This window comes from Stutzerimonas marianensis (assembly GCF_022810315.1).
GTDB classification, from domain to species: Bacteria; Pseudomonadota; Gammaproteobacteria; order Pseudomonadales; family Pseudomonadaceae; genus Stutzerimonas; species Stutzerimonas marianensis.
This window is the reverse complement of the sequence record NZ_JALGRD010000006.1, coordinates 269,393-283,379: the sequence shown is the minus strand read 5'-3', so window position 1 is coordinate 283,379 and position 13,987 is coordinate 269,393. Positions and strand designations below refer to the sequence as shown.

Genomic DNA, 13,987 nt, shown 5'->3' with positions numbered 1-13,987 from the left:
AGAAAAGCCCCGCCGCGGCGCGACGGGGCGGTGATGCGCGCCTCGCTCAGAGAAAGGCAAACTTTGCGACGAATATCACGCACAACACATACAGGCTGATCGAGACCTTGTCGCGTTGCCCGGTGAGCAGCTTCAGCGTCGCGTAGGTCAGGAAGCCCAGGGCGATGCCGTTGGCGATGGAGAACGTCAGCGGCATCATCACCACGGTCACGATTGCCGGGATGGTGTCGGTGTGGTCCTTCCAGTCGATATGCGCCATGCCGCTCATCATCAGCATCGCCACATAGATCAGCGCGCCTGCGGTGGCATAGGCGGGAATCATGCCAGCCAGCGGGGCGAAAAACATCGCGATCAGAAACAGCACGCCGACGGTCACCGCGGTCAGCCCGGTGCGGCCGCCCGCGGCCACGCCCGAGGCGCTCTCCACGTAGCTTGTCACCGGAGGGCAGCCCACCAACGCACCTGCGACGCTGGAGCTGCTGTCAGCTTTCAATGCGCGGGACAGGTTCTCAATCTTGCCGTCCTCGTTCACCAGGTTGGCGCGATGAGCGACGCCCATGAGGGTGCCGGCGGTGTCGAACATGTTCACGAAGAGAAACGCGAGGATCACGCTGACCATCGCCACGTTGAATGCACCGGCGATGTCCATCGCCAACCAGGTTGGCGCCAGGCTCGGCGGCATCGATACCAGGCCGTTGTACTCGACCAGCCCCATCGCCCAGCCGATACCGGTGACCACCAGCATGCTCAGCAGGATCGCGCCGAAGACGTTGCGGTGGCTGAGCACCGCGATCATCAGAAAACACAGCGCGGCGAGCAGGGCAGTGGGCTCGCCGAACGAACCCATGGTAAGCAGGGTGGCCGGGCTGTCGACCACGATGCCGGCGGTCTTCAGGCCTATCAGTCCGAGGAACAGGCCGACTCCGGCGCCCATGGCGAAGCGCAGGCTCATGGGGATGCTGTTGAGCAGCCATTCGCGGATGCGCGACAGGCTCATGATCATGAACAGCACGCCGGAGATGAACACCGCGCCCAGGGCGATCTGCCAGCTGTAGCCCATCTCGCCAACCACTGTGTAGGTGAAGAAGGCGTTCAGGCCCATGCCAGGCGCCAGGCCCACCGGCCAGTTCGCGTACAGGCCCATCAACAGACAGCCGAGCGCCGCACCGATGCAGGTCGCGACGAAGGCGGCGCCGTGGTCGATGCCGGCGTCGGCCATGATGTTCGGGTTGACGAAGATGATGTAGGCCATGGTGACGAAGGTCGTCAGGCCGGCGAGCAGTTCGGTCTTGACGCTGGTCCGGTGTGCGCTGAGTTTGAAGATTCGGTCGAGCCAGCCGGGATTCTTCGGCTGCAGCCCGAGGGCCGCCTGTTCCTGCTTGGTGCTTTCCACAAGGTGTTCCTCATCGTTCTTGTTGTCTATCACCCAGAGCGGCGCTCTTGAGGGCGGGTGATGGTGAGGGCGCGTCCTGTTCGGTTTGTTGACCGAAAGGTCAGGAAGGCTTGTCGCGATTATGCGTTTGTATACAAAAAATGCAAATCGATTTGATGCCAGGTGGTTGCGGTTCGGGGCAGTGGCCACCTAAGGCATGATGAGGCCGCGTTTGGCTGGGCGCCTGGCTGAGAATCGCAGCATATTGATTGTGCACAATTATTTTCGATTTATTTCGCTGTTTGCGCGCCGCCTACTGCCAGGCAGGGCCTGAAAGGCAGTAAAGTTCCGTCTGCCGACATTTCCGACGCGAGTCACCATGAACGAACAGTTGCAGCCTTTGAAGAAGCCGACGCGAAGCGGCAAGGTCCGCACCGGGACCCAGGACGACATCGTTTACGCCCATATCTTCGACGCCATTCTCGAACAACGGCTGGCCCCGGGCACCAAGCTCAGTGAGGAAGCCCTGGGCGAGATCTTCGGCGTGAGCCGCACCATCATCCGGCGCGCACTGTCGAGGCTGGCCCATGAGGGCGTGGTGCTGCTGCGACCCAATCGCGGGGCCGTGGTGGCCAGCCCGAGTGTCGAGGAAGCGCGCCAGATCTTCTTTGCCCGTCGCCTGGTGGAGAGGGCCATCACCGAGTTGGCGGTACAGCATGCCAGTGCTGAACAACTCAGCGAGCTGCGGCAGATGGTCAAGGACGAGCAGGCCTGCTTTGCCCGTGGCGATCGCGGAGCCGGTATCCGCTTGTCCGGTGAGTTTCACCTCAAGCTGGCCGAGGCTGCGAAGAATGCGCCGCTGGTGAGCTTCCAGCGCAGCCTGGTATCGCAGACCTCCCTGATCATCGCGCAGTACGAAAGCGGCAACCGTTCGCACTGCTCGTACGACGAGCACAACCAGCTCATCGACGCCATCGCTGCGCGCGATGCCGACAAGGCAGTGAGCCTGATGATGCATCACATGGATCATATCGACAGCAAGCTCAACCTCGACGAAGACGGCGCTTCGGACGACCTGCACGCGGTCTTCTCGCATCTGGCGCTGGCGAAGAAGAAGCCGCGCGCGACCCGCTGATTCGGGCCACTCCTCGCTGAACACCCGCGTTCAGTAGGCTCCTGGGCGCCCGGCGCAAGCCTGCCGGGCATGCCCCATCCCACCATCAAAACCCGCTTCGACCGTCAGGTCCGGGATCAGAACTTCGCGTTTCCCGCCCTGGATCCGTCACGGGGGGGGGGGGCTGGACACATCTGTCGCTCGTAATGTTATGTTATAACCCATACATTCACTGCCGTGTGTCAGCTAGCCCGAATGGCTGCTGGCACCGGATCGACCAGACAGCGTGAGAGCCCGGCCAGCGGATCGGGCAGCGGATGACCATGATCGAATGCCATGACTTGCAATGGGGAGCCGGCGGGCGCGCCCTGACCCCACCCTTGGATCTCCAGCTGGCGCCCGGCAGCCTGACGGCCGTGATCGGCGCCAACGGATCGGGCAAGAGCAGCTTGCTCAAGGTGATCGCCGGCTTGGATCGGCCATTGGCGGGGCGCGTCGAGTCGGCCGTCCCGCGCCTGGGCGGCATCGCATATCTGCCGCAACAGCAGGAGGTTGACCGGCAGTTTCCGATCCGCCTCAACGAGTTGGTCAGTGCCGGCTTCTGGCGCAGCGGCCTTGGCCGACGCGAGCGGCGGCAACGGTTGCATCGGGCCCTGGCGGACTGGGGCTTGCTCGACGTGAAGACCCAGGGCCTGCATGCGCTGTCCGGTGGGGAATTGCAGCGGGCGCTGCTGGCGCGCCTGAGCCTGACCGAGGCGCATGTCCTGTTGCTCGATGAGCCCGAGGCGGCGCTGGACGAAATCGGCGTCCGCCTGCTCTGGGCGCACATAACGCGTTGGCGGGATGAAGGGCGAACCCTGATGCTCGTCAGCCACAACCTTGCCGGGCTCGGCGAGCAGCGATGCGACGGGTTGTCGATTGCCCGAAGCGGATGCGTTGCGGCGCCGATTCGACAGCTGTTGGCCGGGCAAGACACCCTTCTCAGGCGGGTCGCATGACACTGGAACTGGCATGGAGCCCCTTTGCCGAGTTCGCCTTTATGCGCCGCGCGCTGCTCGGCGGCGTGGCGCTGGCCTGCAGCGCGGCGCCGCTGGGTGTCTTCCTGATCCTGCGGCGGATGAGTCTGATCGGCGATGCCATCGCCCACGGCATCCTGCCGGGTGCGGCGCTGGCATTCTGGCTGTTCGGTCTCAGCCTGCCGGCCCTGACGGTCGGTGGGCTGACCGCCGGACTCGGCATGGCCGGCGCAGCGGCCTGGGTCAGCCGCCGTACCGGCTTGCGCGAAGACGCCAGCCTCGCCGCGCTTTATCCCATTTCGCTGGCCAGCGGCGTGCTGCTGCTCGGCCTGGCGGGACGCAAGCTCGACCTCCTGCACCTGCTGTTTGGCTCCGCGCTGGCCGTGGACGCCGACACCCTCAGCGGCATGCTCGCCACGGCGGCGTTCAGCCTGCTGGTGCTGGCACTGATCTACCGTGCCCTGGCGCTGGACAGCCTGGACCCGTTGTTCCTGCGCAGCGTCAGCCGAATCGGGCCACTCGCCCATGCGGGCTTTCTGACACTGGTGGTGCTCAACCTGGTGATCGGCTTCCAGGCCATCGGTGCGCTGATGGTGGTGGGGCTGATGATGCTGCCGGCTGCGGCCGCGCGCTTCTGGAGCCGACGCCTGCCCGTCCTGTTGCCGCTGGCTGCGCTGCTGGGCGCCCTGTGCGTATGGCTGGGGCTGCTGCTGTCGTTCTACGCCAGCCTGCCCAGCGGGCCGTGCATCGTCCTGCTCGCGGGGGCGTTCTACCTGATTTCAGTCGTTGCGGGCCCGGTATATGGCCTGCTGCGTTCGCGCGCTTCAATCCAGACCGTCTGAGGTATCAACCCATGCGTTACCTGTTTCTGTTGTTGGCCCTCTGGCTGCCCCTTTCCCTGCAGGCGGCCGAAAAGATCAGCGTCGTGACCAGCTTCAGCATCCTTGCCGACATGACGCGGGAGGTCGGTGGCGAGCATATCGAACTGGCCAATCTGGTCGGTCCCGACGCCGACGCGCACCTTTATGAACCCAGCCCGGATGATGCCCAGGCCTTGCTCCGCGCCGACCTGATCATCGCCAACGGGCTGGGCTTCGAACCCTGGCTGGAGCGTCTGCTGGCCAGCAGCGAGCCGGCGGGCAAGCGGATCGATGCCAGCGCGGGTGTCGTGCCTCTGATGCTGGAAGAGGAGGGCGAGGCGGTGCCTGACCCTCATGCGTGGCAGAGCCTGACCAATGCCGAAATCTACGTGCGCAATATCGCCAAGGCGCTCGTGGCGCTCGATCCGGCGCATCGCAACGACTATGAGCGACGTCGTGACGCCTACCTGAGCCGGCTACACGCGCTGCTGAAGAAGGCCGATACCCGTATCGGCAGCCTGCCGGCCAGCCAGCGCAAGGTGGTGACCAGCCATGACGCCTTCGGCTATCTGGGGCAGGCCTGGCAGCTCCAGTTCATCGCGCCGCAGGGGCTGTCGACCCATGACGAACCCTCGGCCGCCGACGTGGCCGCGTTGATCCGCCAGCTCCGCGAGGAAGGGGTGAGGGCCGTGTTCGTGGAGAACATTCGTGATCCGCGGCTCATTGAGCAGATCGCCGAAGAGGCGGGCGCCACGGTCGGCGGCACCCTGTACTCCGATGCGCTGGCCAGCGCAGGCCCGGCCAGCACCTACCTGGGCATGTTCGAGCACAACCTCGATACGCTGATGCAGGCGTTGCAGCCCTAGCCAGCCTTGCGATGCACCGAGACGCCGGCGGCAAAGGTTTCCTTCACCGCGCGGTCGTCGCCGAGGATCATCAGGGCGAAGAGCTTTTCCTGCAGGGTCGTCGCCTGGCTCAGGCGATAGTCGATCAGCGGCGTCGCCTTGTAGTCGAGCACCACGAAGTCGGCCTCCTTGCCCGGCTGCAGGTTGCCGATCCGGTCGTCCAGATAGAGCGCCCGCGCGCCGCCGAGGGTGGCGAGATAGAGCGCCTTGAACGCGTCGAGCTTCTGGCCCTGCAGCTGCAACACCTTGTACGCCTCGTTGAGGCTGGCGAGCTGCGAGAAGCTGGTGCCGCCGCCGACATCGGTGCCCAGGCCGACGCGCACACCGAAGCCTTCCACCTTGGCCAGGTCGAACAGGCCGCTGCCGAGGAACAGGTTGGAGGTCGGACAGAACGACACCGCCGAGCCGGTCTCACCGAGGCGTTTGCACTCGTCGTCGCACAGGTGGATGCCGTGGGCGAACACCGAGCGCGGGCCGATCAGGCCGTGGTGGTCGTAGACGTCCAGATAGCCTTTGCGCTCGGGGAACAGCTCCTTGACCCACTCGACCTCCTGCTTGTTCTCGGAGATGTGGGTGTGCATGTACAGGTCCGGGAATTCGGCGAACAGCTTGCCGGCCAGGGTGAGCTGCTCCGGCGTGCTGGTCGGGGCGAAACGCGGGGTGACGGCGTAGTGCAGACGGCCCTTGCCGTGCCAGCGCTCGATCAGCTCGCGGCTGTCGGCGTAGCCGGACTCGGCGGTGTCGGTGAGGAACTCCGGGGCGTTGCGGTCCATCAGCACCTTGCCGGCGATCATCCGCAGATTGCGCTTCTCGCAGGCCTCGAAGAAGGCGTCCACCGACTGCTTGTGCACCGTGCCGAACACCAGCGCGGTGGTGGTGCCGTTGCGCAGCAGCTCGCCAAGAAACAGCTCGGCCTGCCCGCGGGCGTGGGCCATGTCGCTGAAGCGGCCCTCGTTGGGAAAGGTGTAGGTTTCCAGCCAATCCAGCAGCTGCGCGCCGTAGGAGCCGATGACGCCGACCTGCGGGTAGTGGATATGGGTGTCGACGAAACCCGGAGTGATCAGCGCGTCCGGGTATTCGACAACCTCGGTGCCGGCCGCCAGGGTCGGCAGCAGTTCGGCGGCGTGGCCGATGCGCGCGACCTTGCCGTCCTCGACGACCAGCAGGCCGTCCTCGAAGTATTCATGGGCTTGCTCGATGCCCACTTCGCGCGGGTCGGCGAGGCAGTGGAGCAGGGCGGCACGGTAGGCTTTGGTGCTTGGCATGGTGACTCTCGAAAATCGTTGTATGAGGGTGATGCGTTGACATGGGCAGGCCGCCGCCGAAGGGCGTGCCTGCAACAATGTCGGGTGGTCAGTTGGTCTGGGCGCGGCGCGAAGCGGGGACCAGCATCGGTACCGGCTTTTCACCGTCCTCGGCTTTCTCCCCACCCTTTTCACCGAAATGCGCGTTGTAGGTGGCAATCACCTCGCCGGCGATGGACACGGCGATCTCCACCGGCAGCTTGCCCTTCACCTCGGCGATGCCCATCGGGCAGCGCATGCGCTGCACGGTCTCCGGCTGGAAGCCGCGGTCCCGCAGACGGTGTTCGAACCTGGCGCGTTTGCTCTTGGAGCCGATCAGCCCGTAGTAGGTGAAATCGTTGCGCGAAAGGATCGCGGCGGTCAGTTCCAGGTCGAGCTGATGGTTGTGGGTCATGACGATGAAGTAGCTGCCAGCGGACATGTTATCCACTTCCTCGACCACATCGTCGTTTACCACCTTTTCCACGCCGCGCGGAATCTCGGCGGGAAATTCGTTATCGCGCGAATCGATCCAGCGCACCTTGCACGGCAGGCTGGCCAGCAGCGGCACCAGCGCGCGCCCGACATGCCCGGCACCGAACACGGCGATATGCGCCTGCGGCTGCCCCATTGGCTCGAACAGCAGCACCGTGGCGCCACCGCAGCACTGGCCGAGGCTGGCGCCGAGGGAGAAGCGCTCGAGGCGGGTGTCACGGCTGCGCTTTTCCAGCATTTCACGGGCGATCTGCTGGGCCTTGTACTCCAGGTGGCCGCCGCCGATGGTGTCGTACAGGCGCTCACGGCTGACCACCATTTTCGAGCCGGCATTGCGCGGCGTGGAGCCGCGCTCCTCGATGATGGTGACCAGCACGCAGGGTTCGCCTTGTTGCTGCAGGTCGGCGAGTGCTTCGATCCAGGCCGTGTTGCTCATGGTTCTGTCCTTCCCAGGTGTATCCGCGAAGCGGCGCCACCGAAACGATCATGTTGCGCTGAAGGTGGACAAGCAAAGCGTTGTCCACCCTACGGGTCAGTGCGCGGTTTCCACGGCGGGCTCCGGTAGGGACACCGCCTGCTTCAACTTGCGCATCTGTTCCACGCCCCAGAGCACGCGCTCGGGGGTCGCCGGAGCATCGATCTGCGGCTGCGCCCGGTAGTCGGCCAGGCTCGCCACCGCATCCTTGATCGCGCACCAGACCGAGATGCCGAGCATGAACGGCGGCTCGCCCACGGCCTTGGAGTGGAACACGGTGTCTTCGGGGTTCTTGCGGTTTTCCACCAGCTTGACCCGCAGATCCAGCGGCATGTCCGCCACCGCCGGGATCTTGTAGCTGGCCGGGCCGTTGGTCATCAGCTTGCCCTTGTCGTTCCAGACCAGCTCTTCCATGGTCAGCCAGCCCAGACCCTGGACGAATCCGCCCTCGACCTGGCCAATGTCGATGGCCGGGTTCAGCGAGGCGCCGACGTCATGCAGGATGTCGCTGCGCAGCATCTTGTATTCGCCGGTCAGGGTATCGACGATCACTTCCGAGCAGGCCGCGCCATAGGCGAAGTAGTAGAACGGCCGCCCGCGTGCCTGACTGCGGTCGTAGTAAATCTTCGGCGTGCGGTAGAAGCCGGTGGACGACAGCGAGACCTGGCCGAAATAGGCCTGCTGGATCAGCTCCTCGAAGCTGATGTAGTGGTCGCGCAGGCGCACCTGGCCGTTCTTGAACTCGACGTCTTCCTCGAAGATCTGCCACTTGCGTGCGGCGAACTCCACCAACCGCTGCTTGATGGTCTGCGCCGCATTCTGCGCCGCCTTGCCGTTGAGGTCGGCACCGCTGGAGGCCGCCGTCGGCGAGGTGTTGGGCACCTTGTCGGTATTGGTGGCGGTGATCTGAATGCGCTCGATATTCACCTGGAACACCTCGGCCACCACCTGCGCGACCTTGGTGTTCAGGCCCTGGCCCATCTCGGTGCCACCGTGGTTCAGGTGGATGCTGCCGTCGGTGTAGACGTGCACCAGCGCGCCGGCCTGGTTGAGGAAGCTGGCGGTGAAGCTGATGCCGAACTTCACCGGCGTCAGCGCCAGGCCCTTCTTCAGGATCGGGCTTGCGGCATTGAACGCGCGGATATCTTCACGTCGCTTTGCATAGTCGCTGCTGGCTTCCAGCTCGGCGGTCATCTCCTCGAGCATGTTGTGCTCGACGGTCTGGTAGTAGTGGGTGACGTTGCGCTCGGTCTTGCCGTAGTAGTTGCGCTTGCGCACCTCGAGCGGGTCCTTGCCCAGCTCGCGGGCCACCGCGTCCATGATCTCCTCGATGGCCACCATGCCCTGTGGGCCGCCGAAGCCGCGGTAGGCGGTGTTCGAGGCGAGGTTGGTCTTGCAGCGATGGCCATTGATGGTGGCGTCGCCCAGGTAGTAGGCGTTGTCGGAATGGAACATGGCGCGGTCGACGATCGAGCCGGAAAGGTCCGGTGAGTAGCCGCAGTTACCGGCGAGATCGATCTCGATGCCGTGCAGCAGACCGTCATCGTCGAAGCCGACGTCGTACTCGACGTAGAAGGGGTGGCGTTTGCCGGTCATGGTCATGTCTTCCATGCGCGGCAGGCGCATCTTGGTCGGCCGGCCGGTGAGGTGCGCGATCACCGCGCACAGGCACGCAGGTCCCGCGGCCTGGGTTTCCTTGCCGCCGAAGCCGCCGCCCATGCGGCGCATGTCGATGACGATCTTGTTCATCGGCACGCCGAGCACTTCGGCCACCAGCTTCTGCACCTCGGTGGGGTTCTGCGTCGAGGTATAGACGATCATGCCGCCGTCTTCGGTGGGCATGACCGAGGACACCTGTGTCTCCAGGTAGAAGTGCTCCTGCCCGCCGATGTGCAGCGAACCCTGCAGCCGACGCGGCGCGCTGGCCAGGGCGGTGGCCGAGTCGCCGCGCTTGTGGGTGTGGCTGTCGAGCACGAAGTGCTTCTTGTGCAGCGCCTCGACCACGTCGAGCACCGGCTCCAGATCCTCGTATTCGATGATCGCGGCCATCGCCGCCTTGCGTGCGGTTTCCAGGCTGTCGGCAGCCACGGCGATCACCGGCTGGCCGATGAACTCGACCTTGCCGTCAGCCAGCAGCGGGTCGCCGGGCATCACGGCACCGATGTCCAGCTGGCCCGGCACGTCCTTCGCCGTGATGGCGATGGCCACGCCCGGAATCTGGTAGCAGGGCGCGGTGTCGATGCGGACGATGCGGGCGTGGGCGCGCTCGCTCATGCGGGCATGGACGTGCAGCTGATTGGGAAACTCCAGGCGGTCGTCGACGTACACCGCCTCGCCCGAGACATGCTTGGGCGCGCTGTCATGCTTGACGCTGCGACCGACGCCGGTGACCAGGTCCGCGGTGAAAAGGGCGGCGATTTCGTCTTGAGTGCGTACAGGGCTGTGGTTAGACATAAGCGGTCACCCTCGTCTCGGTCTTTGGCGCGTGCTGTTCGAGGAAGCATTTGCGCAGCAGGTTCTGTGCGACCAGCAGGCGGTATTCGCGGCTGGCACGGAAGTCGGTGAGCGGTGTGAAGTCCTTTTCGAGCGCCGTGCAGGCCCGCTCAAGCGTCTCGGTATCGAACGCGGCGCCGATCAGCGTACGTTCGCAATTCATGGCGCGCTTCGGGATGGCGGCCATGCCGCCAAAGGCGACGCGCGCTTCGTCGATCACGCCGTCAAGGATTCTGAGTTCGAAGGCGGCGCAGACGGCGGAAATGTCGTCGTCCAGACGCTTGGAGACCTTGTAGGCGCGGAACAGGCGATCCGGCGTGGCGCGCGGCACCCGCACCTTCTCGATGAATTCCCCGGGCTGGCGCGCGGTGACCTTGTAGTCGATGAAGTAATCCTCGAGCGGCAGGGTGCGGCTGCTGGCGCCCTTGCGCAGGACAACGTCGGCGCCCAGGGCGATCAGCAGCGGCGGCGAGTCGCCGATGGGCGAGGCGTTGCCGATGTTGCCGCCAAGCGTGCCCTGGTTGCGGATCTGCAGGGAGGCGAAGCGCTGCAGCAGCTCGCCGAAATCCGAGTACTCGGCGGCCAGCGCGGCGTAGCAGTCGGTGAGCGGTGCGGCCGCACCGATCTCGATATGGTGGTCGGTGATCTGGACCTGCTTCATCTCGGTGATTTGACCGACATGGATCATCACCGGCAGCTCGCGATGGAACTGGGTGACTTCCAGTGCCAGGTCGGTGCCACCGGCAAGCAGACGTGCGTCGGGATTGGCGGCGTAGACCTCGGCCAGTTCGGCGACGGTCAGCGGCGACAGGCAGCGCTTTTCGCCGTCGCTGAGCTCGGCCATTTCACGCGGGGCGATGGCTTTGAGCTGGGCGATGGTCTCGGCTTCGCGGGCATCGAACTGGTCCGGTTGGCGGTCGCCGCAGGCCTGCTCGGCGGCTTCGAGAATCGGCCGGTAGCCGGTGCAGCGGCAGAGGTTGCCGGCCAGGGCTTCGTGGGTCTGGTGCGGGTCGTATTCATTGACCGCGTCGGCGTTCTTCTGCAGGGCGAACAGGCTCATGACGAAGCCCGGGGTGCAGAAGCCGCACTGCGAGCCGTGGCAGTCGACCATCGCCTGCTGGACGCTGTGCAGACGGCCCTGGTCTTTGAGGTCTTCGACGCTGATGAGCTGCTTGCCGTGCAACGCAGAGACGAAGGTCAGGCAGGAATTGAGGGTGCGATAGCGCAGACGGTCGCCCACCAGCTCGCCGACCACCACGGTGCAGGCGCCACAGTCACCGGAGGCGCAGCCCTCCTTGGTCCCGGATTTGCCGCGGTGTTCGCGCAGGTACTGCAGCACGGTGGTATTCGGATCGAGCGTCTGCTCACGGCGCAGTTCTCGATTGAGAAGAAACTGGATCAAGGCGGGCCTCCGGGAAATTGTTGTTCTGGGCTCTGGCGGTGGAAATTAGCGTTATCTGACTTTTCGGTCAACAAATTCCTGACCCAAAAGTCAACGCGGCCGACAAGCGCAGTCCGGATGGCCCTACGAAGCGGCCATCCAGGTGGGTTGAACATGATGTCAGTCTGGCTCAGGCGGGCAGCGTTTGCTGCTCGCGGCGATAGGCGTAAGTCTCGGCGAAGCGCGAGAGCATGTACTGGCTGCAGGTCGTCGCCGGGTACTTCGGTGGGTTGCTGCTGCTATGGCAGCCGGGCAGGCAGGCGATCTCGGTGTCCGGGTGCGGCTCGGCGAAGAAGGGCATGGAGTAGCGATCCACACCCAACGGGCTGACCACACGGTGCGGCGTTGACTTGTAGCGGTCGTTGCTCCAGCGGGCCATCATGTCGCCGATGTTGACCACGTAGGTGCCCTCGATGGGCGGGGCGTCGATCCATTCGCCCTTGACGTTCTGCACCTGCAGGCCGCCGGCCTGGTCCTGATAGAGCAGGGTCACGCAGCCGTAATCGGTGTGCGCACCGGCGCCTTGCTGGTCGGCGCTGGTGGCGGTCTGCCGGGGCGGGTAGTGAATCATGCGGAACACGCTGATGGGCTCGACGAAGCGCTTGTCGAAGAAGTCCCGCTCGATGCCCAGGGCGAGTGCGATGGCACGCAACAGGGTGCAGGCGAGATCCTGCATGTCGCGGTAGTGCCCTTCCATCAGCTCGGCCCAGCCTTCCAGCTGTGCCGGGTGCCGGTTGGGGCCGCGCAGTGGTTTGCCGGCCAGCACCTCGGGATGGTCGGCTGCCATGTGGAACCCCATGTCAAAGGTTTCCTTGAGGTCGCATGGCTGGTTCGGGTCCAGCTGCTCGGTGGCGACGGCACCGTAGCCGCGGTGGTGCTGGCTCCTGGTGATGTCGATCTCGAGCTTCTGCTCGGCCGGCAGCGCGAAGAAGCGGCGGGCATGCTCGCTCAGCGTGGCGATGCGCTCGGCGCTGATCGGATGACCCTCGATATAGAAGAAGCCCCACTCGCGGCAGGCGCGGTCGATGGCCTCGGCGACGGCCAGATGGCCGGCCTCGTCGGCGTTATAGAGCGGGGAAATATCGATGATGGGTAGTGAATTCATGGCTGACTCCGGGTACGGCGCCGCCGGTCTTCTCGTACCGGCGGCCTTCGAGGGCAATGCCCCCTGCGTGCGGTTCGCCCGGAGGCGGGACGGCACTGCAATTGCGCAACGCGCCGGCCATCGCCGGCGCGGTACGCTTACTTCGGCATATCGGCCTTGATGCCTTCGACGTAGTAGTTCATCGATGCCAGGTCGCCATTCGAGGCGGTCTGACCTTCGGCGATGCGCACGGTGCCGGCCTGGTCCTTGATCGGGCCGGTGAAGGGATGGAATTCACCGCTTCTGATGCTGGCGATGATGGTTTCGGCTTCGGTTTTCACCTCAGCCGGAACCAGATCGCTGAGCGGCAGGCTGATGGTGTCTTCGGCCAGGCCACCCCAGAAGTCCTCGGATTTCCAGCTGCCGTCGATCACGGCTTGCGCCGACTTGGTGTAGTGCGGGCCCCAGTCGTTGACGATGGAGGTCAGCACCGCCTTCGGCCCGAAGTGCTGCATGTCCGAGGCGTAACCGACGGAGTAGACGCCACGACGCTCGGCGGCCTGAATCGGAGCCGGGCTGTCGGTGTGCTGGAAGATCACGTCGGCGCCCTGGTCGATCAGCGCGTTGGCCGCATCGGCTTCCTTGCCCGGATCGAACCAGGAGTTGACCCACACCACCTTGATTTCGGTGCCGGGGTTGTACTTGTCGAGGGCCAGCTGGATGGCGTTGATGTCGCGGATGACTTCCGGGATCGGGAAGGAGGCGACGTAGCCGACCTTCTTGGTCTTGGTCATCTTCGCCGCGAGGAAGCCGCCGACGTAGCGGCCTTCATAGGAGCGCGACAGGTAGGTGCCGAGGTTCTTCGCCTGCTTGTAGCCGGTGGCGTGCTCGAAGGTCACCTTGGGGAATTGCTTGGCGACCTTCACGGTCGGGTTCATGTAGCCGAAGGAGGTGGTGAACACCAGGTCATAGCCGCTCTTGGCCATGTTGCGGATCACACGCTCGGCGTCGGCTCCTTCGGGGACGTTCTCGACGAAGTTGGCCTCGACCTTGTCGCCGAGTTTCTCGACCATGTACTTGCGGCCCTGTTCGTGCTGGTAGGTCCAGCCGTGGTCGCCGATGGGGCCGATGTAGACGAAGCCGACCTTCAGCGGGTCGGCCGCAGAGGCGGACAGGGCCGTGCTCAGGCCGATGGCCGCGGCAATACCGCGAAGCAGGGATTTCCTTGTGGTGTTCTGCATTGAGGTGTCGCTCCAATTGCGTGTCGTTATAGGTCCGCCGAACGGCTGCCAGAGGATTTGCAAAAAGCTGACCAACTGGACAGAACTCGGTGGCCACCGGCTGGCGCTGACGGGGCGCCTTGGAACCAGGTTCGCTTCGATCCGGCGCGGTGCAGGCGCCGAACTATATGCCACAGTTTGGTGCGCTGCCCACGCTGATTTTTCGCGG

General features: G+C 64.8%; 11 protein-coding genes. 4 read left to right on the top strand and 7 right to left on the bottom strand.

Annotated elements, in window-relative coordinates:
• Positions 1 to 46: 46 nt before the first annotated feature.
• The gene (locus tag MST27_RS12790; protein WP_243606321.1) at positions 47 to 1,393 is read right to left on the bottom strand and encodes an NCS2 family permease; all 1,347 of its coding nucleotides are present in this window, start codon (positions 1,391 to 1,393) and stop codon (positions 47 to 49) included.
• Positions 1,394 to 1,751: 358 nt separating this feature from the next.
• On the opposite strand from MST27_RS12790, the gene MST27_RS12785 reads away from it, so the two are divergent.
• The 4 genes from MST27_RS12785 (at position 1,752) to MST27_RS12770 (ending at position 5,228) form a co-directional block, all read left to right on the top strand.
• Positions 1,752 to 2,507, top strand: coding sequence for a GntR family transcriptional regulator (locus MST27_RS12785; RefSeq protein ID WP_243606320.1), 756 nt, complete (start codon positions 1,752 to 1,754; stop codon positions 2,505 to 2,507).
• A gap of 302 nt (positions 2,508 to 2,809) precedes the next feature.
• Positions 2,810 to 3,484, top strand: a complete 675-nt coding sequence (locus MST27_RS12780) for a metal ABC transporter ATP-binding protein (protein ID WP_243606369.1) — start codon at positions 2,810 to 2,812, stop codon at positions 3,482 to 3,484.
• Complete coding sequence (locus tag MST27_RS12775; RefSeq protein ID WP_243606319.1) at positions 3,481 to 4,344, top strand: metal ABC transporter permease; 864 nt, start codon at positions 3,481 to 3,483, stop codon at positions 4,342 to 4,344. Before MST27_RS12780 ends, MST27_RS12775 begins: the two co-directional genes overlap by 4 nt.
• Positions 4,345 to 4,355: 11 nt before the next feature.
• Positions 4,356 to 5,228, top strand: a complete 873-nt coding sequence (locus MST27_RS12770) for a metal ABC transporter substrate-binding protein (RefSeq protein WP_125876618.1) — start codon at positions 4,356 to 4,358, stop codon at positions 5,226 to 5,228.
• Here MST27_RS12770 and guaD read toward each other — a convergent pair.
• From guaD to MST27_RS12740, 6 genes are all read right to left on the bottom strand, one after another.
• The gene (gene guaD / locus MST27_RS12765; RefSeq protein WP_243606318.1) at positions 5,225 to 6,532 is read right to left on the bottom strand and encodes a guanine deaminase; all 1,308 of its coding nucleotides are present in this window, start codon (positions 6,530 to 6,532) and stop codon (positions 5,225 to 5,227) included. The two genes, MST27_RS12770 and guaD, sit on opposite strands and share 4 nt — an antisense overlap.
• An 88-nt stretch (positions 6,533 to 6,620) precedes the next feature.
• Complete coding sequence (xdhC, locus tag MST27_RS12760) at positions 6,621 to 7,481, bottom strand: xanthine dehydrogenase accessory protein XdhC (RefSeq protein WP_243606317.1); 861 nt, start codon at positions 7,479 to 7,481, stop codon at positions 6,621 to 6,623.
• Between the two features lie 96 nt (positions 7,482 to 7,577).
• A complete protein-coding gene (gene xdhB / locus MST27_RS12755) occupies positions 7,578 to 9,974 on the bottom strand; it encodes a xanthine dehydrogenase molybdopterin binding subunit (protein WP_243606316.1) in 2,397 nt (798 codons plus the stop codon).
• Positions 9,967 to 11,415 carry a xanthine dehydrogenase small subunit gene (gene xdhA, locus MST27_RS12750; protein ID WP_243606315.1) on the bottom strand — a complete coding sequence of 483 codons (1,449 nt, stop codon included), beginning with the start codon at positions 11,413 to 11,415 and terminating at the stop codon, positions 9,967 to 9,969. Before xdhA ends, xdhB begins: the two co-directional genes overlap by 8 nt.
• Before the next feature lie 169 nt (positions 11,416 to 11,584).
• Positions 11,585 to 12,559: a 2-oxoglutarate and iron-dependent oxygenase domain-containing protein gene (locus tag MST27_RS12745; RefSeq protein ID WP_243606314.1), complete on the bottom strand. Its 975-nt coding sequence runs from the start codon at positions 12,557 to 12,559 to the stop codon at positions 11,585 to 11,587.
• Between the two features lie 137 nt (positions 12,560 to 12,696).
• On the bottom strand, positions 12,697 to 13,779 hold the full coding sequence (locus tag MST27_RS12740) for a BMP family ABC transporter substrate-binding protein (protein WP_243606313.1): 1,083 nt from the start codon (positions 13,777 to 13,779) through the stop codon (positions 12,697 to 12,699).
• Positions 13,780 to 13,987: the final 208 nt, after the last annotated feature.

Excerpts from the sequence above, each read along its gene's own strand:
- MST27_RS12775 (WP_243606319.1), top strand. The coding sequence starts at position 3,481 with ATGACACTGGAACTGGCATGGAGCCCCTTTGCCGAGTTCGCCTTTATG.
- MST27_RS12785 (WP_243606320.1), top strand. The coding sequence starts at position 1,752 with ATGAACGAACAGTTGCAGCCTTTGAAGAAGCCGACGCGAAGCGGCAAG.
- MST27_RS12740 (WP_243606313.1), bottom strand. The coding sequence starts at position 13,779 with ATGCAGAACACCACAAGGAAATCCCTGCTTCGCGGTATTGCCGCGGCC.
- xdhB (WP_243606316.1), bottom strand. The coding sequence starts at position 9,974 with ATGTCTAACCACAGCCCTGTACGCACTCAAGACGAAATCGCCGCCCTT.
- MST27_RS12770 (WP_125876618.1), top strand. The coding sequence starts at position 4,356 with ATGCGTTACCTGTTTCTGTTGTTGGCCCTCTGGCTGCCCCTTTCCCTG.
- guaD (WP_243606318.1), bottom strand. The coding sequence starts at position 6,532 with ATGCCAAGCACCAAAGCCTACCGTGCCGCCCTGCTCCACTGCCTCGCC.
- MST27_RS12745 (WP_243606314.1), bottom strand. The coding sequence starts at position 12,559 with ATGAATTCACTACCCATCATCGATATTTCCCCGCTCTATAACGCCGAC.
- xdhC (WP_243606317.1), bottom strand. The coding sequence starts at position 7,481 with ATGAGCAACACGGCCTGGATCGAAGCACTCGCCGACCTGCAGCAACAA.
- MST27_RS12780 (WP_243606369.1), top strand. The coding sequence starts at position 2,810 with ATGATCGAATGCCATGACTTGCAATGGGGAGCCGGCGGGCGCGCCCTG.